At 71.5% G+C, this 18,689-nt stretch carries 24 protein-coding genes and 1 pseudogene; 15 read left to right on the top strand and 10 right to left on the bottom strand.

Features of this window, described 5'->3' with window-relative positions; translation table 11 throughout:
* Both ACFWGZ_RS15665 and ACFWGZ_RS15660 read right to left on the bottom strand, forming a co-directional pair.
* Positions 1-562, bottom strand: a 562-nt coding sequence (locus ACFWGZ_RS15665; RefSeq protein ID WP_382452196.1) for a DsbA family protein, incomplete at its 3' end; no start/stop codon positions are given.
* Between the two features lie 55 nt (positions 563-617).
* Positions 618-989 carry a hypothetical protein gene (locus ACFWGZ_RS15660; protein ID WP_382452195.1) on the bottom strand — a complete coding sequence of 124 codons (372 nt, stop codon included), beginning with the start codon at positions 987-989 and terminating at the stop codon, positions 618-620.
* Between the two features lie 95 nt (positions 990-1,084).
* Here ACFWGZ_RS15660 and ACFWGZ_RS15655 point away from each other — a divergent pair, with 95 nt between their 5' ends.
* Positions 1,085-1,837, top strand: coding sequence for a hypothetical protein (locus tag ACFWGZ_RS15655; RefSeq protein ID WP_382452194.1), 753 nt, complete (start codon positions 1,085-1,087; stop codon positions 1,835-1,837).
* A gap of 16 nt (positions 1,838-1,853) precedes the next feature.
* On the opposite strand, the gene ACFWGZ_RS15650 is transcribed toward ACFWGZ_RS15655, so the two are convergent.
* Positions 1,854-2,408 carry a TetR/AcrR family transcriptional regulator gene (locus ACFWGZ_RS15650; RefSeq protein ID WP_382452193.1) on the bottom strand — a complete coding sequence of 185 codons (555 nt, stop codon included), beginning with the start codon at positions 2,406-2,408 and terminating at the stop codon, positions 1,854-1,856.
* A 93-nt stretch (positions 2,409-2,501) separates the two neighbouring features.
* Here ACFWGZ_RS15650 and ACFWGZ_RS15645 point away from each other — a divergent pair, with 93 nt between their 5' ends.
* The gene (locus ACFWGZ_RS15645) at positions 2,502-3,362 is read left to right on the top strand and encodes an SDR family oxidoreductase (protein ID WP_382452192.1); all 861 of its coding nucleotides are present in this window, start codon (positions 2,502-2,504) and stop codon (positions 3,360-3,362) included.
* Between the two features lies 1 nt (position 3,363).
* Here ACFWGZ_RS15645 and ACFWGZ_RS15640 read toward each other — a convergent pair whose 3' ends face one another.
* A complete protein-coding gene (locus ACFWGZ_RS15640) occupies positions 3,364-4,395 on the bottom strand; it encodes an NAD(P)-dependent alcohol dehydrogenase (protein WP_382452191.1) in 1,032 nt (343 codons plus the stop codon).
* A 92-nt stretch (positions 4,396-4,487) separates the two neighbouring features.
* Here ACFWGZ_RS15640 and ACFWGZ_RS15635 point away from each other — a divergent pair, with 92 nt between their 5' ends.
* The 6 genes from ACFWGZ_RS15635 to ACFWGZ_RS15610 all read left to right on the top strand — a co-directional run bounded on the left by ACFWGZ_RS15635 (position 4,488) and on the right by ACFWGZ_RS15610 (position 7,355).
* Positions 4,488-5,072 carry a TetR family transcriptional regulator gene (locus ACFWGZ_RS15635; protein WP_382452190.1) on the top strand — a complete coding sequence of 195 codons (585 nt, stop codon included), beginning with the start codon at positions 4,488-4,490 and terminating at the stop codon, positions 5,070-5,072.
* Between the two features lie 95 nt (positions 5,073-5,167).
* Positions 5,168-6,043 (top strand): helix-turn-helix domain-containing protein, encoded by an 876-nt coding sequence (locus ACFWGZ_RS15630; RefSeq protein ID WP_382452189.1) that lies wholly within the window; start codon positions 5,168-5,170, stop codon positions 6,041-6,043.
* Positions 5,994-6,167, top strand: coding sequence for a DUF397 domain-containing protein (locus ACFWGZ_RS15625; RefSeq protein ID WP_382452188.1), 174 nt, complete (start codon positions 5,994-5,996; stop codon positions 6,165-6,167). Before ACFWGZ_RS15630 ends, ACFWGZ_RS15625 begins: the two co-directional genes overlap by 50 nt.
* A gap of 79 nt (positions 6,168-6,246) precedes the next feature.
* Positions 6,247-6,711 (top strand): SRPBCC family protein, encoded by a 465-nt coding sequence (locus ACFWGZ_RS15620; RefSeq protein ID WP_382452187.1) that lies wholly within the window; start codon positions 6,247-6,249, stop codon positions 6,709-6,711.
* Positions 6,708-7,049 (top strand): ArsR/SmtB family transcription factor, encoded by a 342-nt coding sequence (locus ACFWGZ_RS15615; RefSeq protein ID WP_382452186.1) that lies wholly within the window; start codon positions 6,708-6,710, stop codon positions 7,047-7,049. The genes ACFWGZ_RS15620 and ACFWGZ_RS15615 overlap by 4 nt, the downstream gene beginning before the upstream one ends.
* 129 nt (positions 7,050-7,178) lie before the next feature.
* Positions 7,179-7,355: a hypothetical protein gene (locus ACFWGZ_RS15610; protein ID WP_382452185.1), complete on the top strand. Its 177-nt coding sequence runs from the start codon at positions 7,179-7,181 to the stop codon at positions 7,353-7,355.
* Here the strand turns inward: ACFWGZ_RS15610 and ACFWGZ_RS15605 are convergent.
* Positions 7,352-7,843: an FBP domain-containing protein gene (locus tag ACFWGZ_RS15605; protein WP_382452184.1), complete on the bottom strand. Its 492-nt coding sequence runs from the start codon at positions 7,841-7,843 to the stop codon at positions 7,352-7,354. The genes ACFWGZ_RS15610 and ACFWGZ_RS15605 overlap by 4 nt on opposite strands.
* Positions 7,844-7,904: 61 nt before the next feature.
* On the opposite strand from ACFWGZ_RS15605, the gene ACFWGZ_RS15600 reads away from it, so the two are divergent.
* Positions 7,905-8,471: a TetR/AcrR family transcriptional regulator gene (locus ACFWGZ_RS15600; RefSeq protein ID WP_382452183.1), complete on the top strand. Its 567-nt coding sequence runs from the start codon at positions 7,905-7,907 to the stop codon at positions 8,469-8,471.
* Positions 8,472-8,484: 13 nt separating this feature from the next.
* Here ACFWGZ_RS15600 and ACFWGZ_RS15595 read toward each other — a convergent pair whose 3' ends face one another.
* Positions 8,485-9,090 (bottom strand): short chain dehydrogenase, encoded by a 606-nt coding sequence (locus tag ACFWGZ_RS15595; protein ID WP_382452182.1) that lies wholly within the window; start codon positions 9,088-9,090, stop codon positions 8,485-8,487.
* Entirely contained in the window at positions 9,087-9,962 is an 876-nt protein-coding gene (locus ACFWGZ_RS15590) for a helix-turn-helix transcriptional regulator (RefSeq protein ID WP_382452181.1), read from the bottom strand. Before ACFWGZ_RS15590 ends, ACFWGZ_RS15595 begins: the two co-directional genes overlap by 4 nt.
* A 348-nt stretch (positions 9,963-10,310) precedes the next feature.
* Between ACFWGZ_RS15590 and ACFWGZ_RS15585 the strand changes: the two genes are divergently transcribed.
* Both ACFWGZ_RS15585 and ACFWGZ_RS15580 read left to right on the top strand, forming a co-directional pair.
* Positions 10,311-11,270, top strand: a complete 960-nt coding sequence (locus tag ACFWGZ_RS15585) for a hypothetical protein (RefSeq protein WP_382452180.1) — start codon at positions 10,311-10,313, stop codon at positions 11,268-11,270.
* Positions 11,271-11,293: 23 nt separating this feature from the next.
* Complete coding sequence (locus ACFWGZ_RS15580) at positions 11,294-12,082, top strand: pentapeptide repeat-containing protein (RefSeq protein WP_382452179.1); 789 nt, start codon at positions 11,294-11,296, stop codon at positions 12,080-12,082.
* 6 nt (positions 12,083-12,088) lie between these two features.
* Here ACFWGZ_RS15580 and ACFWGZ_RS15575 read toward each other — a convergent pair whose 3' ends face one another.
* Entirely contained in the window at positions 12,089-12,853 is a 765-nt protein-coding gene (locus tag ACFWGZ_RS15575) for an alpha/beta fold hydrolase (protein ID WP_382452178.1), read from the bottom strand.
* 273 nt (positions 12,854-13,126) lie between these two features.
* Positions 13,127-14,785, bottom strand: a complete 1,659-nt coding sequence (locus ACFWGZ_RS15570; protein WP_382452177.1) for a M14 family metallopeptidase — start codon at positions 14,783-14,785, stop codon at positions 13,127-13,129.
* Here ACFWGZ_RS15570 and ACFWGZ_RS15565 point away from each other — a divergent pair.
* The 4 genes and pseudogenes from ACFWGZ_RS15565 to ACFWGZ_RS15550 form a co-directional block, all read left to right on the top strand.
* A pseudogene (locus tag ACFWGZ_RS15565) lies at positions 14,721-15,167 on the top strand (class I SAM-dependent methyltransferase); the annotation flags it as partial. The gene ACFWGZ_RS15570 and the pseudogene ACFWGZ_RS15565 overlap by 65 nt on opposite strands.
* A 424-nt stretch (positions 15,168-15,591) precedes the next feature.
* Positions 15,592-16,176, top strand: a complete 585-nt coding sequence (locus tag ACFWGZ_RS15560) for a DinB family protein (protein ID WP_382452176.1) — start codon at positions 15,592-15,594, stop codon at positions 16,174-16,176.
* 62 nt (positions 16,177-16,238) lie between these two features.
* Complete coding sequence (locus ACFWGZ_RS15555; protein WP_382452175.1) at positions 16,239-16,835, top strand: pyridoxamine 5'-phosphate oxidase family protein; 597 nt, start codon at positions 16,239-16,241, stop codon at positions 16,833-16,835.
* A 47-nt stretch (positions 16,836-16,882) separates the two neighbouring features.
* The gene (locus ACFWGZ_RS15550; protein WP_382452197.1) at positions 16,883-17,440 is read left to right on the top strand and encodes a pyridoxamine 5'-phosphate oxidase family protein; all 558 of its coding nucleotides are present in this window, start codon (positions 16,883-16,885) and stop codon (positions 17,438-17,440) included.
* Here ACFWGZ_RS15550 and ACFWGZ_RS15545 read toward each other — a convergent pair.
* Positions 17,390-18,676, bottom strand: coding sequence for a M20/M25/M40 family metallo-hydrolase (locus ACFWGZ_RS15545; RefSeq protein WP_382452174.1), 1,287 nt, complete (start codon positions 18,674-18,676; stop codon positions 17,390-17,392). The two genes, ACFWGZ_RS15550 and ACFWGZ_RS15545, sit on opposite strands and share 51 nt — an antisense overlap.
* Positions 18,677-18,689: the final 13 nt, after the last annotated feature.

The following is an 18,689-nucleotide window of genomic DNA, read 5'->3' as shown; positions in this document are numbered from 1 at the left end:
GGGCAGGGTGGTCGTCGAGGGGGTCCAGGACCGGCAGCGGGCGGTGCTGGTCGTCGTGCTGGGCTGCGGCGTGGGGGCCGGGGGGGGGGGGGGCCCCCCCCGGCGCGCCCCGCGCCGGGTCGTCCAGCGCCTTGTCGAACGCGGCACCGTCGAGCCCGAGCTCGGCGGCGAACCCGGCGAACACCGCGCGCTGCGACGTCTGCTGCCCGCCCCACTGCGGCTGCGAGTCGAACAGCACGCGGACCATGTCGTCCCGCTTGCCCTGGGCCCCGGCCGCCTCGACGGCGACGGCGGCCAGTTCGGCGTTGCGGTGGCTCGGGATCGGGAAGTGCCGCACGTCGAACACGACCCGCTCCCCGTACTCGGTCTTGAGCCGCTCGACGCCGGGGTGGGCGGCGCGGCAGGACGGGCACTCCAGGTCGAGGTACTCGACGACGGTCACCTTCCCGTCGCCCGAGGACCCGAGCGCGGCGGTGTCGTTGCGGCTGAACAGCAGGAAGGCGGAGACCACCACCGCCACGACGGCGACGATGACCAGCGACAGACGAGCGTTTTTGGACATGGGAGAACTCCACGTGTGCGGGAACGAACCGAAAGGACCGCGGAACGGGTTCGGTCTAGGCGCGCAACACGCAGAGCTGGGCCAGCCGCACTTCCAGCCGGCGCGAAGGGGGAGACAGCACCGAGGGCAGCCGCATCAGGCGCACCGCGAACGACGAGCGCCGCAGCACCGCGAACCCGATCAGCACCGCCAGCGCCACCACGAGGCAGCAGCCCGCGACGAGGATGCCGTCGAGCAACGACGAGCCGCCGTCCACCGGGTCGGCCACGAACGTGGCCGCGGCCGATGACGTGGGGCACTGCGCGGTCCAGGCGAACTCGGTCTCGCACGGCGTGCTCTGCATCATCGCCACACCGGCCACCAGTGCCAGCACGGCGAGAACCCGCGCGAAGTACGCGCGGGTCCGGGAGCTGGTGGGGCCGGGCACGTCATCCAGCGTAGCGATTGTGATCAGAAGGGGGAGCAGCTGGTCAGGCTCGTGGCGTCTGGCCGGACGGTGCCACCGTGTCCTAGGTTCTGCTCGTGGAACAGGTGGGGTTCACGCTCAACGGGCATCGTCACACGTTGACCCGCGGGCAGGTGGAAGCCGTCTTGGCGGGCGTCGAGCCCGAAGCCGTCCGGGAACACGCCGTCGTGGTCAACGGCGTCCTGTTCCCGGTCAAGCAGGCCTTCGAGCTGGCGGTGGGTGTCCCGCGGTCCGAATTCAACTCGCACACCGCCCGCCGCCACCTCGCGGCACTAGGCTTCGAAGTGCGAGGAGAGATCGCCGCTCGCCCACCGGCCACCAGGCCTGTGGCCAGGTCCGTGACGCGGTCGGCGCCGATGCAGCCCGCGGCTGTCACAGCCGACGAGGAGTGGCACGTCGAGGCCAACGTCCAGGCAGCCGTGGTGACCGCGCTGACGCGCGCCGGGTGGAGCATCCGCTCGGTCGCGGACACAGCCACGAAGGCACGTGGTGACGACATCGTCGCTCAACGCGGGAACGTCACGACTGGCATCGAGGTCAAGGGCTTTCCGAGCCGCTCTTACGCCGATCCCGCCCGTGCGGGCGAGACCAAGCCGACAGCACCGAGCACCCAGGCCGGTCACTGGTTTGCCCAAGCGGTCCTCGCGGCCATGCGCCTGCGGGGCAGGGAGCCGTCCTGGCGCAGCGTCATCGCGCTGCCGGACTTCTCGCGCTATCGCAACCTCCACGCGGAAACCGCGGACTCGCTCACCGCCGCGCAGATCGAGGTCTGGTGGGTCCACCAGGACGGCACCGTGGACCTGCCCTGACACCAGCCGAGCAGGACTACGGCCGGACCATCCCCTCCACGGCGGCCTGGACCGCGGCCTTGCGCCCGGCGAACGAGTCGTCGCCCAGCGCCTTGAGCGACCACGACGCGGTGTCCCAGCTGATCACCAGCGCCACGACCATCGCCAGCAGCTCGACCGCCGGGATGTCCGACCGGACCGTGCCGGCCTCCTGCGCGGCGGCGATCGCGGCCACGTTGCGCCGGTACTCCACCACCTCGGCCTCGACCGGCTGCTGGCGTTCGAGGCCCGCCCACAGGTGCAGCCGCCGCACGTGCGGGCGTCCCTCCAGCTGCTCGAACAGCGCGCCGGCGTAGCGGGGGAGGTCGCCCGCGTCGACCACGACCGCGGCTGCCAGTTCGGCCATGCAGTCGCCGACGACGCGGTCGAACAGCTCCTCCTTGGCGCCGAAGTGCATGTAGATCGACCGCTTGTTGGCCGAGGCCTGCTCGGCGATGCGGTCGACGCGCGCTCCTGCGAGGCCGTAGGTCGCGAACTCGTCGATGGCGGCCTTGAGCAGGCGGCGCTTGGTCTCGGTGGCGTCGGGTGGCATGCGCCGATCGTACATAACCATCTAGATATTTACATCTGCGGATCAGAGGTGTACGAATGTATCTAGTTAGTTACCTACCGAGGAGCAGCAGACATGACCCGCACCTGGTTCATCACCGGAACGTCCTCCGGCTTCGGCCGTGAGCTCACCGAGCAGCTGCTCGAGCGCGGCGACCGCGTCGCCGCCACCGCCCGCCGGCTGGAGACCCTCGACGACCTCGCGGCCCGCTACGGCGACCGGCTGTGGCGCGCACGGCTCGATGTCACCGACACGGCCGCACTGCGCACCGTCGTCGATCGCGCGTTCGACGAGCTCGGACGGATCGACGTCGTCGTCTCCAACGCCGGCTACGGCCTGTTCGGCGCCGTCGAGGAGCTCAGCGACGCCCAGATCGACGCGCAGATCGCGACCAACCTGACCGCCTCGATCCAGTTGGCCCGTGCCGTCACCCCGCACCTGCGCCGCCAGGGCGGAGGACGGATCGTGCAGATCGCGAGCATCGGCGGGCAGGTCACGTTCCCCGCCATGAGCCTCTACCACGCCACCAAGTGGGGCATCGAGGGCTTCTGGGAGTCGGCGGCCGCCGAGCTCGCGCCGTTCGGCATCGGCGTGACGCTGGTCGAGCCCGGCCTGGCCCGCACGAACTTCGGCACGGGTGCCGCGGTGTTCGGCGACGCGCTGCCCGAGTACGCCGACGGGCCGTCCGGCCACCTGCGCGGCGTGCACTCCGGCGCGCTGCCGCCGCTGCCGATGCCCGGCGACCCCGCGAAGATCGCCACCGCGATCATCGCCTCCGCCGACCGGGCCGACGCCCCGCTGCGCCTGACCCTGGGCTCCGACGCCTACGCGTTCGGCACCGCGGCGCTGCGGGGGCGGCTCGACGCGCTCGAGGCCTCGCGCGAGATCGCCCACTCCACCGACGCCGACGACGTCCTCGTCGCCACCAGCGCCTGAGTCAGTCCAGGTCGGACAGGTCGAGCACGAACCGGTGACGTACGTCGCCGCGTTCGAGCCGGTCGAGAGCCTCGACCACGCGGCTCGACGCCAGCACCTCGACGTCGGCGGTGATGCCGTGCTCGGCGCAGAACTCCAGCATCGCGGCGGTGGCCGGGACGCCGCCGCTGCCGCCGGAGCTGAGCTTCTTGCGGCCGCCGAGCAGGTCCATCGTCTCCACGGTCATGGACCCGAGGTAGCCGACCTGGCTGAGCGTGCCGTCCATCGCGACCAGCCTGAGGTAGGGGCCGACGTCGTGGGCGACGGGAACGGTGTCGATCAGGACGTCGAACCGGTCGCGGTTCGCGGCCGCACCGGCCTCGTCACCGGACACGACCAGGTCGCGGGCACCGAGCGCGATGGCCTCGGCCTCCCGGCCGGCGGACCGGCTCACCACCGACACCTCGGCCCCGAGGGCCACGGCGAGCTTCACCGCGAGGTGCCCGAGCCCGCCCAGGCCCGCGACGGCGACCTTCATGCCCGGGCCGACCTCCAACGCCCGCAACGGCTCCCACACCGTGATCCCGGCGCACATCAGCGGCGCCGCGGCCGCCGGGTCCAGCCCGGACGGCAGGGGATGGGTGAACTTCTCCCGCACCACGTACTCCCGCGAGAACCCGCCCAGCGTCGTCGACCCGTCGTGCCGGTCGGTGCCGTTGTAGGTGAGCGTCGGGAACTCGCGGCAGAAGTTCTCCTGCCCGGCCGCACACATGTCGCACTCGCCGCACGAGTCGACGATGTTGCCCACGGCCACCGGGTCGCCGGCGCGGAACGCCGTCACGTCCGGGCCGGCCTCCGTCACGACGCCGGTGAACTCGTGGCCGGGCACGAGCACCCCGCCGGAGTGCGAGCGGACCGCGTGCAGGTCCGTGTGGCAGACCCCGCAGAAGTCCACGCGCACCGCGACGTCGTCGCCGCGCAGGTCGCGTCGCGAGATCTCTGCCCGCTGCATCGAGCCGGGGCCCTGAGCCTGCCAGCCGGTGGTGCTGCGCATGACACTCCTTCAAACAGACTGTTCGGTCTATTTCACCGTACGCGCGAACGGAGGCAAAGTAAACCGACTGTTCTGTCAGTAGAGTGCGGACCATGCCCGACCAGCAGCTGACCGCCCGGGGCGAGGCCACCCGGCAGCGCATCATCGACGTCGCCACCGCGGAGTTCGCCGAGCACGGCATCGCGGGAGCCCGCATCGAACGCGTCGTCGTCGCCGCCCGCACCAACAAGGCCCAGCTCTACGCTTACTTCGGCAACAAGGACGGCCTGTTCGACGCCATCTTCTTCGGCTCGCTGGACCGCATCGTCAACGTCGTTCCGATCGACGCCACCGACCTCGCCGACTGGGCCGTGCGCCTCTACGACGAGTACCTGCAACGCCCCGACCTGATCCGCCTCGCCACCTGGGCCCGCCTCGAACGCCGCCCCACCGGCCTGCTCGTCGCCGAGACCGACCGCCGCGACGACGTGAAGCTCGGCGCCATCGCCGACGCGCAGGCCGCGGGACTGGTCCGCGACGGCGACCCGTTCGACATCATGGCCATGGTGATCGCCATGTCGATGGCGTGGTCGCCGGTCAGCAACGTCTACTCCGCCACCCTCGACGAACCCGCCGAGGACCACGAACGCCGCCGCGGCCTGCTGCGCGACACCGTCCGCCGGGCCGTCGCGCCCTAGCTCCAGGCCTTGGAGGCGCGCCAAACGGCATGCTTTCCGGTCGTCCTGCGACCAATGGGTGGAACCAAACGGAACGCCACCTCTACCGTCCCCGCATGCCTCTGCGTAGATCCACTGTGCGCGGCCGCGAGTTCGGCGACGCCATACGCGCGCTGCTGAGGGCAGCCGACCTGACCAACCGCGCCGTCGCCGAACTGCTCGGCTGGCAGGAGGCCAAGGTCTCGGAACTGGTCAACGGCAAGGAGGGCACCTCCGACGTCGACCTGGCCAAGCTCCTCGGCCTGCTGCGCACCCCGCCCGACGAGTACGACCACCTGATGGCCCTGCACCACGACACTCACATCCGGGACTGGTTGCAGCCCAAGAGTTCCGCGACGCTGGACCGAGCGCGCACCCTCAGGGAGCACGAGCGGATCGCCTCGGAGATCACCGGCTGGTCCATGAACGTGGTGCACGGCCTGCTGCAGCTGCCCGACTACACCTTCCACCTCGCCAACGCCGCGGTGAACCTGCAGGAAGACGTGCCCGCCGTCGTGCGCACCCGAGGAGTGAGGCAGCGGTCGGTGCTCGACGGCTACCGGATCGTCACGATCTTCATGCACGAACAAGCGCTGCGGCTCCCGGTGGGCGACGCCGAGGTGATGGCGGAGCAGCTCCACCACCTGCTCCGCTTGTCCGTGCGGCCGTACCTCACGATTCGCGTTGTTCCCACGGCTTCCGGGCCGCATGCCGGCCTGGCCGGTGATTTCGACCTGCTGAAGTTCAGGAAGATCCCGCCGATCGTCTACCTGGAGAGCCACGGCGCTAACGTCTTCCTCGAAGATCAGCTTGCTGTCGCCCGCTACGACACCGTGGTGAAGTCACTCAGTCGGACGGCGTTGGACGAGACGCGAACGAGGAAGCTGATCACCGACATCATCGGTGAGGAGACTTGTGGTGACCAGGTGGCGGAAGAGCAGCTACAGCGCTAACGACGGCAACTGCGTCGAGGTCGGCCGAGGTGCCGGCGTCCGGGACAGCAAGTCCCCGTCGGTCGAACTCCCCCTCACGGCCCGTCAGTGGTCGCTGCTGCTGCGTCAGGTCAAATCCCACTAGTGCAACCAAAGGTTGCATGACACGGGGTCTCGGGCTAGGTTCTCGTGCAACCGATGGTTGCACGAAGCCTGGAGGGCACGTGGAGTTCGGAAGCATCGAACGCGAGATCCGCATCGACGCCACCCCCGAGGTGGTCTACGAGGTCGTCAGCTCGCCGGAGCACCTGCGCGAGTGGTGGCCGGACGAGGCCGAGTTCGAGCCGGTGGCCGGCGGTACCGGTTCGATCACCTTCGGCGACCCGGCCTCGGCGGAGGCGAAGGTCGAGCAGCTGACGGTCGTGGAGGCCGATCCGCCGCGCCGGTTCTCGTTCCGCTGGGTCCACGACAAGGGCGTGGTGGCGGCGCCGGGCAACTCGCTGCTCGTCACGATGGACCTGGTCGAGTCCGACGGCGGCACGCTGCTGCGGTTCACCGAGACCGGGTTCCGCGAGCGCGGCTGGGAAGCGGCGGTGCTGGAGCAGGCCTTCCGCGACCACACCAGCGGCTGGGACCACTTCCTGCCGCGGCTCGTCGGGCGGGCCGAGAGCCTGGTCGCGCGGCCGTGATCGACGACGACCTCTGGTCCGCGGTCGGCGACCCGACCCGCAGGCGCCTGCTCGACCTGCTGCTCACCGGCAACGGCGGCACGGCGACCACGCTCAGCGAGCAGCTCCCCGTCACCCGGCAGGCGGTCGCGAAGCACCTGGGGGTGCTGGACCGCGTCGGCCTGGTGCACGCCCTGCCCGCCGGCCGGGAGCGCCGCTACGAGGTGGACGAGGCGCAGCTGGCCCGCGCGGTCGCGCAGCTGACGTCGGTGGGGGAGAGCTGGGACGCCCGGCTGCGGCGGATCAAGCGCATCGCCGAGCGCGTGCAGCGCGACCGGACGGCCGACACCGACCGGTGATGATCACCGCCGATCGGCGTGTCGGTTTGGCGACCCGCCGATCGGCGTGATTCGGGAAATTTCCGCCCGAACGACGCCGCACGGGTGCATCCTTGGTCTCGACCACCCTCTACCCGAGGACTGATGACCATGACGAGTGCGACCGCGTCCTCCCGCCACGACTGGGAGTCCGACCTGGAGCGCTACCGCACGAGAGCGGTGCACGTGCTGGACACGCACCTGCCCGCGACGACCGGCTGCACGGCGTGCGGCGACCCGTGGCCCTGCGCCCGCGCGTGCTGCGCGGAGCTCGTGCTGGAGCTCTAGGAACGCACGCGGCCGAGGAACGCCCTCACGCCGGTGAGCAACCGCTCGGACTGCTCGTCGAGCGTGATCGACTCCTTGAACCGGGACCCCGGTCCCGCGCTCTTCTTCCCGCGCAGGTACAGCGAACAGTCCAGGTCGGCGCACACGTAGGCGCCGACCGAGTTGCCCAGTTGCCCGGACTTCCCCGCCTTGCGCGCGGTCATCAGCGACACCCCGTCGCCCTGGTGCGTGGTCAGGCACCACGAGCACATGGTCTTGCGCGCGAGCCCGGCCTTCGTCGCCCGCCGCAGCGCGATCCCCACGAGCTCCCCGTCGAGCTCGATCACGAGGTAGGAGCGGTCCGGTGCGGCCGGATCTCGCCAGCCCAGGAAGTCCAGGTCGTCCCACCGCCGCTCGCCCAGATCCCTGGGCACGTGCATGCGCTTGGCCTCGCCCTTGGTGGAATTGACGAAGGACGCGCGGATGTCGTGTTCGGTCAACGGCTTCATGCCGACGACGCTAGGCTTTCCTAGAGGTCCTAGGCAAGCGATTAAGACCCCTAGGAGACGCATGGCACGCGCAGGCATCACCGCCGACCGCCTGACGCAGGCGGCGGCGGAGCTGGCGGACGAGGTGGGCCTGGAGAACGTGACGGTGTCCGCCCTGGCCCGCCACTTCGGCGTGAAGGACGCCTCCCTCTACTCGCACATCCGCAACGCCCAGGACCTGCGCCTGCGCCTGGCCGTCCGGTCGATGGCCGAGCTGACCGACTGCGTGGCGGCGGAGGTCGGCGGCCGTTGCGGCCGGGACGCGCTGCTGGCGTTCGGCCACGCCTACCGCACCTACGCCCGCACTCACCCCGGCCGGTACGCGGCGACGCAGCTGGCGCTGGACCCGGACGTGGCGGCGGACGGCGCCGGCCGGTACTCCGAGCTGGTCCGCGCGCTGCTACGGGGCTACGACCTGTGGGAACCGGACCAGACCGACGCCGTGCGGCTGCTGCACAGCACGTTCCACGGGTACGTGTCGCTGGAGCGGTCGGGGGCTTTCCACAGCCATCCGCGCGGGGTGGAGGCGTCGTGGCTGCGGGCGCTGGACGCGCTCGACGTGGTGCTGCGGGCGTGGCCCACGGCCTGAGGTCTCGGGGCGATCAGCCGTAGGCGCGGATGACGCGGCCGGTGCTGTCGCCCTCGACGCAGTCCAGGTAGTGCTCGACGAGTTCGTCCATGGGCACCGGGCGCATGCCGGGGAAGTGGTCGGCGAAGGCGTCGACGGAGTCGCCGATCATCGTGGGGCTGACGACGTTGATCCGCATGCCGCGCGGCAGCTCGATCGCGGCGGACAGGGCGAAGCTGTGCAGGGCACCGCTGATGACGCCGCCGCCGGTGACGTGAGGCCAGGCCTGGTCGGCGAAGATGCCGGAGGTCAGCGTGAACGAGGCCCCGTCGGCGCCGTGGTGCTGACCGGTGAGGACCAGGTCGGCCTGCCCGAAGAACTTGGCGCGCATGTTCTCGCGCAGCTCTTGCACGGTCAACGTCCCGAACTCGTCGAGCGCGCCGTGCGCGGCGATGCTCACGACACCGTCGACCGGCCCGACCTCGCGGTACATGGCCTCGATCGAGGCGTGTGAGGCGAGGTCGACGTGGACGTCGCCCGAGGTGCGTCCGGCCACGACGACGTCGTGGCCGCGCGAGCGCAGGGCGGGGACCAGCCGTCGGCCGATGGTGCCCGCTCCGCCGACGACGACGATTCTCATCGGACGTGCTCCTTCTGCGACGGTGTGCGGTCGAGGCTTTGTGCGAGCAGGGTGAGCGCGTCGGCGTCGGGGGTGCCGGGCCGCGCGTAGAACAGGCCGAGCTGCTGGTCGTCGTCTGGCAGGGTGACGGTCTCGTTGGCCAGGGTCAGCCGCCCGACGACGGGGTGGTCGAGTTCGCGCAGGTAGTACGAACAGGTCCGGACCGGGCGCCGGGCCCACATCCCCGCGAACTCCGGGCTGTCGACGGCGAGCTGACCGACGAGCTGTTCCAGTTCCGGGTCGGCCGGGTGCCGTGCGACCGCCTGGTGCAGGGCCGCGACGGTGACCTGCGCTTTGCCGTGCCAGTCGCGGTACAGCGCGCGGTGGTGCGGGTCGAGGAACAGCATGCGGGCGATGTTCGGCCGTACCCGCGCGTCCGGTGCGTCGACGGCGATGTGGCCGGCGAGCAGAGCGTGCCCGAGACCGTTCCACGCGAGCACGTCGGCGCGGTGGTCGATCACGATCGCCGCGGTCGCGGGGATCGCGGCGAGCAGTTCCCGGACCGAGGGCCTCAGCCTGCTCCTGCGGGCGCGGGGGCGGGTCGGGCGTCTCGGCGCGGCGAGAACCCGCAGGTGGTCGTGCTCGGCGGGGTCGAGTCGCAACGCCGAGGCCAGCGCGTCGATGACGGCACCGGAGGCGCTCGGGCTGAGTCCCTGCTCGAGGCGGGTGTAGTAGCCGACGCTGACCCCGGCGAGTTCGGCCAGTTCCTCCCGGCGCAGCCCCGCGACCCGCCGGCGAGCGGGGCCGGGGCGGATGCCGGCGTCCTCCGGCGTCAGGCGTTCACGCCGGCTGCGCAGGAACCCGCCGAGATCGTGCCTCCCAGTTTTGATCACCGGCCCATCGTCGCGCTTCGCGTCGATCCGCACCTGCACCAAACACGGGCACCCTCGGAAAGCCCGTCCCGGCTGACCGCCGATAACGTTCACTTATCGGGGGTCAGGATTTTCACGCCCGATTGAGTAGCGTTGCGTTGAATAACGTTAGTGCACACGCAATTCTGCTACGCTATCGCCGTGGAGACGAGCTGCAACTTCCCCGGCTGTGAACGCCCCGTTTTTCGAGGTGGTGGGCCTGGGCGCCCCTCGGAGTACTGCGACCTCCCGGAGCACACGCGGTGGCGGGCGTGGAGGGAGCGGCAGCGGCTCGCGGAAACCCCCCAGGAAAACCTGGAGGTCGTCACCGTGACGAATCTCCCCAGGGTGTCCGGTACCGCCAAGATCAGGGCTGAAGAGCTCCTCGACCGCTTCCGGGTGCTGTCGGAGCAGATGACGCAGACGCTGGGCAGGGCGATGGGCGAGCTGAACGCGATGGCGGACCCGAGCGTCGCCGAGAGCCAGATCCAGGCGGCCGAGGCCGAGGCCGCTCGCCGGGTCGCCGAGGCACGGGCCGAGCTCGCGGCGGCGGAGCAGCGCCGGCACGACGCGGAGAAGGCGCGCAAGGCCGCCGAGGAGATGACCGAACAGGCGGTGCGCGCGGCGGAGGAAGCCGACGAGGCCGCGGACGCGGCGCTGACCGAACGGGACGAGGCCCGGGAGGCGGCGCGGGCTGCCGGGGAACGGGCCGAGGCGGAGGTCGCCGAGGCGCGGGTGCGGGCGTCGGCGCTCGTCGAGGAGATCCGGGCGGAGGCGGAGCAGGCGAAGGCCGATGCGGTGAAACATGCCGAGCAGGCGCGCCGGCAGGCCGCGAAGGAGATCGAGCAGGTCCGGGCCCAGGCCGCACGGGAGGTCGAGCAGGCACGGGCGCGGGCTCAGGCGCTCGTCGACCAGGCGCGGGCCGAGGCCGCGGCGGCCGGGGAGGCTGCGCAGCAGGCCAAGGCCGCCGCCGCCGAGCGGGTCGAGCAGGCGCGGGCCGAGGCGGCGGAGACCGTGAGCCGGGCCGCGAAGGCGCGCGACCAGGCCGTGGTGCGGGCGGAACGGGCCGAGCAGACGGCCGCCGATGCGCACCGGGAGCTGGAGCGGGCGCGGGGTGAGTTCGACGCGCGGCTCGTGCAGGTGCGGCAGGAGGGGGCCGAGCAGGTGGCGGCCGTGCGGCAGACGCTGGCCGTGGTGGAGGACGCGCGGGCGCAGACGGTGACGCGGGCGGAACGGGCGGAGCGGCAGCTCGACGAGGCGGCGGCGGAGCTGCGGGCGTTGCGCCGGTAGCGGTCACCGTATCCTGATCGGCGATGGACGAGCTGAAAGGCGACTGCGCCGACTGCTTCGGGTTGTGCTGCGTCGCGCTGCCGTTCGCCAAGTCGGCGGACTTCGCGGCCACCAAGGACGCGGGCACGCCGTGCCGCAACCTGCTGGCCGACCACCGGTGCGGGATCCACGACCGGTTGCGGCAGACCGGGTATGCGGGCTGCACGGTCTACGACTGCTTCGGCGCGGGCCAGCGGGTGTCGCAGACGGTGTTCCGGGGCGTGGACTGGCGGGTCGGCGGGCGGCAGGAGATGTTCGCGGTGTTCCCCGTGGTCCGGCAGCTGCACGAACTGCTCTGGTACCTGGCCGAGGCCGGGCGCCTCGACCCGCACGACGACCTCGCCGCCGCCTACGCCGAGGTCGAGCGGCACACCGTGGCCGGGCCGGACGAGATCCTGGCGCTCGACGTCGCGCGGGTCCGGGCCGAGGTGAACGTGTTGCTGCTGCGGACCAGCGAACGGCTGCGGTCCGGCGCGAAGTCCTACCGGGGCGCGGACCTGATCGGCGCGCGGCTGCGGAACAAGAACCTGAGCAGCGCCGACTTCCGGGGTGCCTACCTCATCGGCGCGGACCTGACGGGGTCCGACCTGTCGCGGGCGGACATGATCGGCGCCGACCTGCGGGGCGCCGACCTGTCCGGTGCGGATCTGAGCACGTGCCTGTTCCTGACGCAGCCGCAGGTCAACGCCGCCCGGGGCTCCGTGCGCACGAAGCTTCCGGCGGCGCTGACGAGGCCGTCGCACTGGGCGGCGCAGCCCGCCCGGCGGCGCTGAGCCCGGTCAGACCGACAGGCGTTGCTGGGCGACGGCGCGGGCGAAGCCCTCGACGTTGTCGATCATGATGTTGTGGCCGGCGTTCGGCACGGAGACGATCTGCACGCCGGAGGCGGCGAGCTCGCGGCCGCCGCTGGGCGGGGCGTCCTCGGGGTGCAGGAAGACGCGCGGGATCTCCAGTTCCATGAGCAGTTTGCGCATGGTGGGCGAGGTGCCGCGGACGAGGTCGACGGCACTGCGGTAGAGCGCTTCGGGGCCGGCCATGCGCATGGTGGCCGCCCAGTGCGGGCCGACGTCCTGCAGCACGCGGTCGAAGCCGTGGCTGAGGAACTCGGTTTCGTTGTAGGCGGCGATGCCGCGGCTGCCGGGGGCGCCGAGCGAGGGCCGGGCGGGGTCGACGTGCGGGTCGACGAGCACGAGCGAGCGCACCATCTCGGGGTGGCGGGCGGCGAGCACGATGGCGACGGCGCCGCCCATGCTGTGGCCGATGATCTCGTTGCGGCGCAGGCCGATCTTGGCGAGCGCGACGGCGAGGGCGTCGGCGTGGCCCTCCAGCGAGTAGGCGAAGCCGGTGGGGCGGTCGCTGATGCCGAAGCCCAGCATGTCCATCATCAGGCTGCGGCGGCCGGCGAGCAGCGGGTGGGCGACGGCCTCGGCGTAGTAGGGCGCCGATGAGGCGCCGAGTCCGTGCAGGTAGACCCTGGCGGGTGTGGCTCCCGGCACCTCGACCCAGCGGATGCGGACCCCAGGTCTGATCTCGACGGCGCGCATGACTCTCCCGGCGGCGGTGTTTCTGCGGATGGACCCTATCCCGCGGTCAGGTGAGGATAGATCGGTTTCGGGAGCCGGTTCTCATCTGGCTGGGGTTATCGCGTGATGTTCGCCTACGAACGCGTCAGGCGGGAGAGGCCGATCAGTCGATCCCGGGTGCGGCGCATGCAGCCGTGAGCGTTGCGGCACGAGGTTCGTCGAACGACGCCTCGGTGCGGTCCTGCACGCCGTGGGGGGCGTCGGCGTACCGGCGCCCCCCACGGTCTCGGCCGGTCAGAACTGCAGGCTCCACTTGTCGAGGAACCCGGTGTCCTGGCTGGCGTTGTCGTTGACCCGCAGCTGCCAGGTGCCGTTGGCGACCTCGCTGGAGGCGTTGACGGTGTAGGTGGTGTTGATGTTGTCCGTGCTACCGCCGGAGCGGTTGTGCAGCACGTAGGCGGTGCCGTCGGGGGCGATCAGCTCGACGCGCAGGTCGCCCTGGTAGGTGTGCTTGATGTCGACGGCGACCTTGAGCGTCGACGGGGCGTTGCCGGTCACCTCGGACACGGTGATGGGCGAGTTGATCGTGGAGTTGTCCGCGATCGTGAAGTCGGTGGCGTTCTCGAAGTACTTGCCCGGCAGCGGCGGGTCGACGCCGCAGTACTGGGCTTCCTTGCCGATGGCCTCGTAGGGGCAGTCGGCGCGTTCGAGCAGCTGCAGCACGGCCTCCTTGTTGCGGGAGGTCTGCGCGGGGATCACCTCGTCGGGCGGGTAGAAGCCGCCACCGCCGGCGCTGCCGGGGTACATCTCGAAGGTGTAGGCGAACACGCCCTGCGTGCCCCACAGCCAGTCCGGGATCGAGCCGTCGGTGATGTAGAGGTCGCTGGACTGCTCGGGGGTGTAGCCGTTGCTGGCGGCCATGGACTGGCCGATGGTGGCGAAGGTGTCGCGCTGGTCCTGGGTCAGGCCGGGCGCGACGTCGTCGTAGGTCCAGCCCCACGGCCACAGGATGAGCTCGCTGTAGGTGTGGAAGTCGATGGACGCGCTGATCTGCTGCTTGCCGCCGACGTTGCGGCCGCGCACGAAGTCGGACACGACCCTGACCTCGGGTGCGGACGCCGCGCTGGGGCCGCGGTAGGTCTCGGAGCCGGTGCTGCCGCTGGAACCGCCGCAGCAGCCCCACTTGTAGTCCCAGTTGCGGTTGAGGTCGGTGCCGACGTTGCTGGAGCCGGCGTTGGGCTGCCGGTTCTTGCGCCACGACCGGTAGCTGCCGGTCGCGATGTCGTACTCGCCGCCGTCGGGGTTGACGTCCGGGATGATCCAGATCTCGCGGGTGTCCACGAGGCCCTTGATCCGCGCGTCGGTGGCGTACTGGGTGGTGAACTGGTTGACCAGGTACAGCGCCATCTCGACGGTGAGGTGCTCACGGGCGTGCTGGTGGTGGGTGAACAGCACCTCCGGCTCGTTCTCGTCGACGCCGACGTTGTCGCTGATCTTGAGGGCGACGATGTCGCGGTTCTCGTAGGACTTGCCGATGACCTGCTTGGAGATCAGGTTCGGGTACGCCGCGACGGCCGCGTTGATCTCGGCGGTCATCTCGGCGTAGTTGTGGTAGTTCGAGTCCGCGGCGGGGAAGTCGAACGGGCCGATCGCCGAGTTCGCCTCCATCCGCCTGGGCAGCTCGGTGACCTCGAAGCCCTGGGCCCGCAGGCTCTTGACCTCGCGTTCGGTCGCGGTGACCACGACGATGCCGTGCTCCTCGACCGAGTCGATCGCGGCACCGGACTTCGCGAGCTTGGTGCGCTGCTCGGCGGTGCGGACGTTGCCGACCTGGTAGTTGGTCGACGTCTCCTGGGCGCCGGGGGCCGCGCCGGTCGGCACGCCTCCCATGGCGAACACGACGCTGGCGGCGACGGTTACCCCGATCAGGGGTCTGAGATGGCTCTTTCGCATGCAGGGCAACCCTTTCGGACCACGGCAGGACATGGCTCCGCCAAGTGAAGTGGGTGTGAAGCCCCACTGTCATCCCGCCATCCGTATGGGGTTACCTGATGGGATGACGCGGTACGACGAAGCCGAGGCCGCCGCGTACCGGCAGGCCCGGGAGGTCTCGCTGGAAGGGTTGTCGGCGTGGCGCACCGCCCTCGTGCCCTACTTCGAGCCCGGACGTGTGGTGCTCGACCTGGGCGCCGGGACGGGGGTGTTCACGCGGGCGTTCGCGGTGTGGTTCCCGCGGGTGCGCGTGGTCGCGGTGGAACCGTCGGCCGCCATGCGCGCGGAGTCGGTGCTGGAGATGCTCGAGGGGCATGCGGCGGCGATCCCGCTGCCGGACGCGTCGGTGGACGTGGTGTGGATGTCGACGGTCGTGCACCACGTGCCGGACCTGGCCGCTGCCGGTGCCGACCGCGACGCCGCGACCAGCCGGGCCCGGCCCGCCGCGAACTCCCGCTCCGACAGCGACCGCAGCAGCGTGTCGGCCTCCCGGCGGACCTCGGAGGCCTTGTGCGCCAGCGACGGCGCGCTCACCTGCGGCACCGGCTCGAGCCGCCGCACCGCCGGCCCCAGCCCACCGGCCACCCGGCGATGGTGGGAAACCCGGACAGCGCCCGCACCGCTTCGGCGGGCCGGGCCCGGCTGGTCGCGGCGTCGCGGGTGGACGGTGGGCCGGTGGTCGACCACCTGGACCTGCTGGTGCTCGCGGCCACGCCGGTGGCGAAAATGGCGGCCGGTCCGGCCCGGACTCTGCAAGGGTGGTCGTCATGGCCTCCGATCCCAAAGCCGACCTGCTCCGCTATCTCCGCGTCGCCCGCGAGGCCGTGCTCTGGAAGCTGGAGGGGCTGTCGGAGTACGACGTGCGCCGGCCGATGACGCCCACGGGCACGAACCTGCTGGGGCTGGTCAAGCACCTCGCGTCCACCGAGCAGGGCTACTTCGGCGACTGCATGGGCCGCCCGTACGGCGAGAAGCTGCCGTGGCTCGACGACTCCGAGACCGACCCGAACGCCGACATGGTCGCCACGGCCGCGGAGTCGCGTGAGGACGTGCTGTCCCTCTACGCCAGGGTGGCGGAGTTCGCGGACGCGGTGATCACCGAGCTGCCGCTGGACGCGCCCGGTGTGGTGCCGTGGTGGCCGGAGGAGCGCAAGTACGTGACGTTGCACGTGCTGCTGGTGCACATGATCGCGGAGACGAACCGGCACGCCGGGCACGCGGACATCGTGCGCGAGGCCATCGACGGCGAGGCGGGGCTGCGCAAGGGCGGCACGAACCTGCCCGAGCAGGACTGGGCCGCCTACCGCGCACGGGTGGAGCAGGTGGCGCGGGAGGCGTCGGGCCGGGCGTGAGTGCGTTCACCCGCTGGGAAAGGCGCTGACAGCGGCGGCGGGCCCGATCGATACTGCGGGGCATGGGCAAGGACTACGAGCGCATCGAGCCGCGGCTGCGGGAGTTCATCGAGAACCAGAAGGTGTTCTTCGTGGCCAGCGCTCCGCTGGCGGGCGACGGGCACGTCAACCTCTCGCCCAAGGGCCGGGAGGGGACGCTGCGGATCCTCGACGACCGCACGGTGGCCTACCTGGACTTCGGCGGCAGTCACGCCGAGACGATCGCGCACCTGCGGGAGAACGGGCGGATCACGCTGATGTGGTGCTCGTTCGAGGGGCCGCCGACGGTGTTGCGCGTGCACGGCCGCGGTGAGCCGGTGTTCCGCGACGACCCGCGGTTCGGGGAGCTGGTGGCGGGCTTCGGGGAGGCGGACGGGCCGGCGCTGCGGGCGGTGATCGTGGTGCGGGCGGAGCTGGTCAGCGACTCGTGCGGGTTCGCGGTGCCGTTCATGGACTACCGGTCGGAGCGGGAGCTGCACGCGGACTACTTCGGGCGCAAGAGCGACGAGGAGTTCCGCGAGTACACGGCGAAGAAGCCCTACAACAACGCGAGCATCGACGGGCTGCCCGCGGTGCCGCTGCCCCTGCCGGCCCGCCGGGAGGACCTGCAGAAGTCGTAGGCCCGGCCGTGTCGAGAACCCCGGGACGGCTGCGTCCCCGGGGCATGATGACGCACAGCGAGATCTCCGAGGTGCTCGGCCGGCCGCTGAGCAGGGAGCTGCTGGACCGCGACCTGTGCAGGCTGGCGTACGTGGCGAAGGACGGGACGCCGCGTTCCATCCCGATCGCGTTCACCTGGAACGGCACGCAGCTCGTACTGTGCACCGCGACGAACGCGCCGAAGCTGCACGCGCTGCGGGCGAACCCGGCGGTGGCGCTGACGATCGACACCGAGGTGCACCCGCCGAAGATGCTGCTGGTCCGCGGCACGGTCGAACTCGACGCCGTGGACGGCGTCCCGCGGGAGTTCCTGCAGATGAACGGCTCCTACGAGATGACCGCCGAGCAGCGGGCCGAGTGGGAGCGGGAGGTGCACGACCTCTACGACGGCATGGTGCGGATCGTGGTGACGCCGACGTGGGCGAAGCTGATCGACTTCGAGACGACGCTGCCCAGCGCCGTGCAGGAGCTCGCCGAACGGCGGGCCGCCCGGCAGGGGTCAGCCCGGCAGGGGTCAGCTCGACAGGAAGCGGTCCAGCACGCGGGCGCCGAACTCCAGGCCTGAGACGGGGACGCGTTCGTCGACGCCGTGGGCCATGGCGCGGTAGTCGTACCCGGCCGGCAGCAGCAGCGGCGAGAAGCCGTAGCAGTCGATGCCGAGCGTGCTGAACGCCTTGGCGTCGGTGCCGCCGCCCAGGCAGTACGGCACGACCACGGCGGCGGGGTCCTCGGCGCGCAGCGCGTCGGCCATGGCGGTGAACCACGGCGAGTCGACCGGTGCCTCGACCGGCGGCTGGTGTTCGAGGAACTCGCGGGTCACGCCGGGTTCGAGCAGCGAGTCGACGGTGGCGACGAGCTCGTCGACGGTGCCGGGCAGGGTGCGGACGTCGACCTGGGCGGTGGCGGTGCCGGGGATGACGTTGACCTTGTACCCGGCCTGCAGCATGGTCGGCGTGGTCGAGCAGCGCACGGTGTTCTCGGCGAGCTTGGCGGCGGGGCCGAGGCGGGCGAGGGTGCCGTCGACGTCGTCGAGGTCGACCTCCACGCCCAGTGCCTTGCCCGCGCCCACGAGGAACGCCTCCACGGTCGGGGTGAGCCGGACGGGGTGCTCGTGCGCGGCGATCCGGGCCAGCGAGGTGACCAGGGCGGTGACGGCGTTGCGGTCGTTGCGGCGGGAGCCGTGCCCGGCACGGCCGGTGGCGGTGAGCTGGAGGTGGGAGGTGCCGCGCTCGGCGGTGCCGACCGGGTACAGGCGCACGTCGCCGGCGTCGTGGGAGAACCCGCCGGACTCGCTGATCGCGGCCCGCACACCGGCGAAGCGGGCGGCGTGGTGCTCGACGAGCCAGTGCGCGCCGTGAGCGCCCTGGTCCTCCTCGTCGGCGACGAACGCGAGCACGACGTCGCGGCGCGGGCGGCGGCCCTCGGTGTGCCAGCGGTCGACGACGGCGAGCGTCATCGCGACCATGTCCTTCATGTCGACGGCGCCGCGGCCGTGCACGAACCCGTCGCGGATCTCGCCGGCGAACGGGTCGAAGCTCCACTCGGCGGGGTCGGCGGGCACGACGTCGAGGTGGGCCTGGACGAGCACGGCGGGCAGCGCCGGGTCGGTACCGGGGACGCGGGCGAGGACGTTGGTGCGGCGCGGGGCGGGTTCGAGCACCGTGGGCGCGACACCGGCGTCGTGCAGGACCTGCGCGACGTGCTCGGCGGCCTCGCGTTCGCCGGCACAGTCGCCGCCGCTGCGGTTGGTGGTGTCGAAGCGGATGAGCCGCGCGCACAGCTGCGCCACGTCCAGCGTCATGGCCGCCACCCTA

The sequence above is a fragment of the Lentzea sp. NPDC060358 genome, from assembly GCF_042725365.1.
Taxonomy (GTDB): Bacteria; Actinomycetota; Actinomycetes; order Mycobacteriales; family Pseudonocardiaceae; genus Lentzea.
Note: the sequence above shows the minus strand (reverse complement) of the source record. Positions and strands in the feature narration are given on the sequence as shown.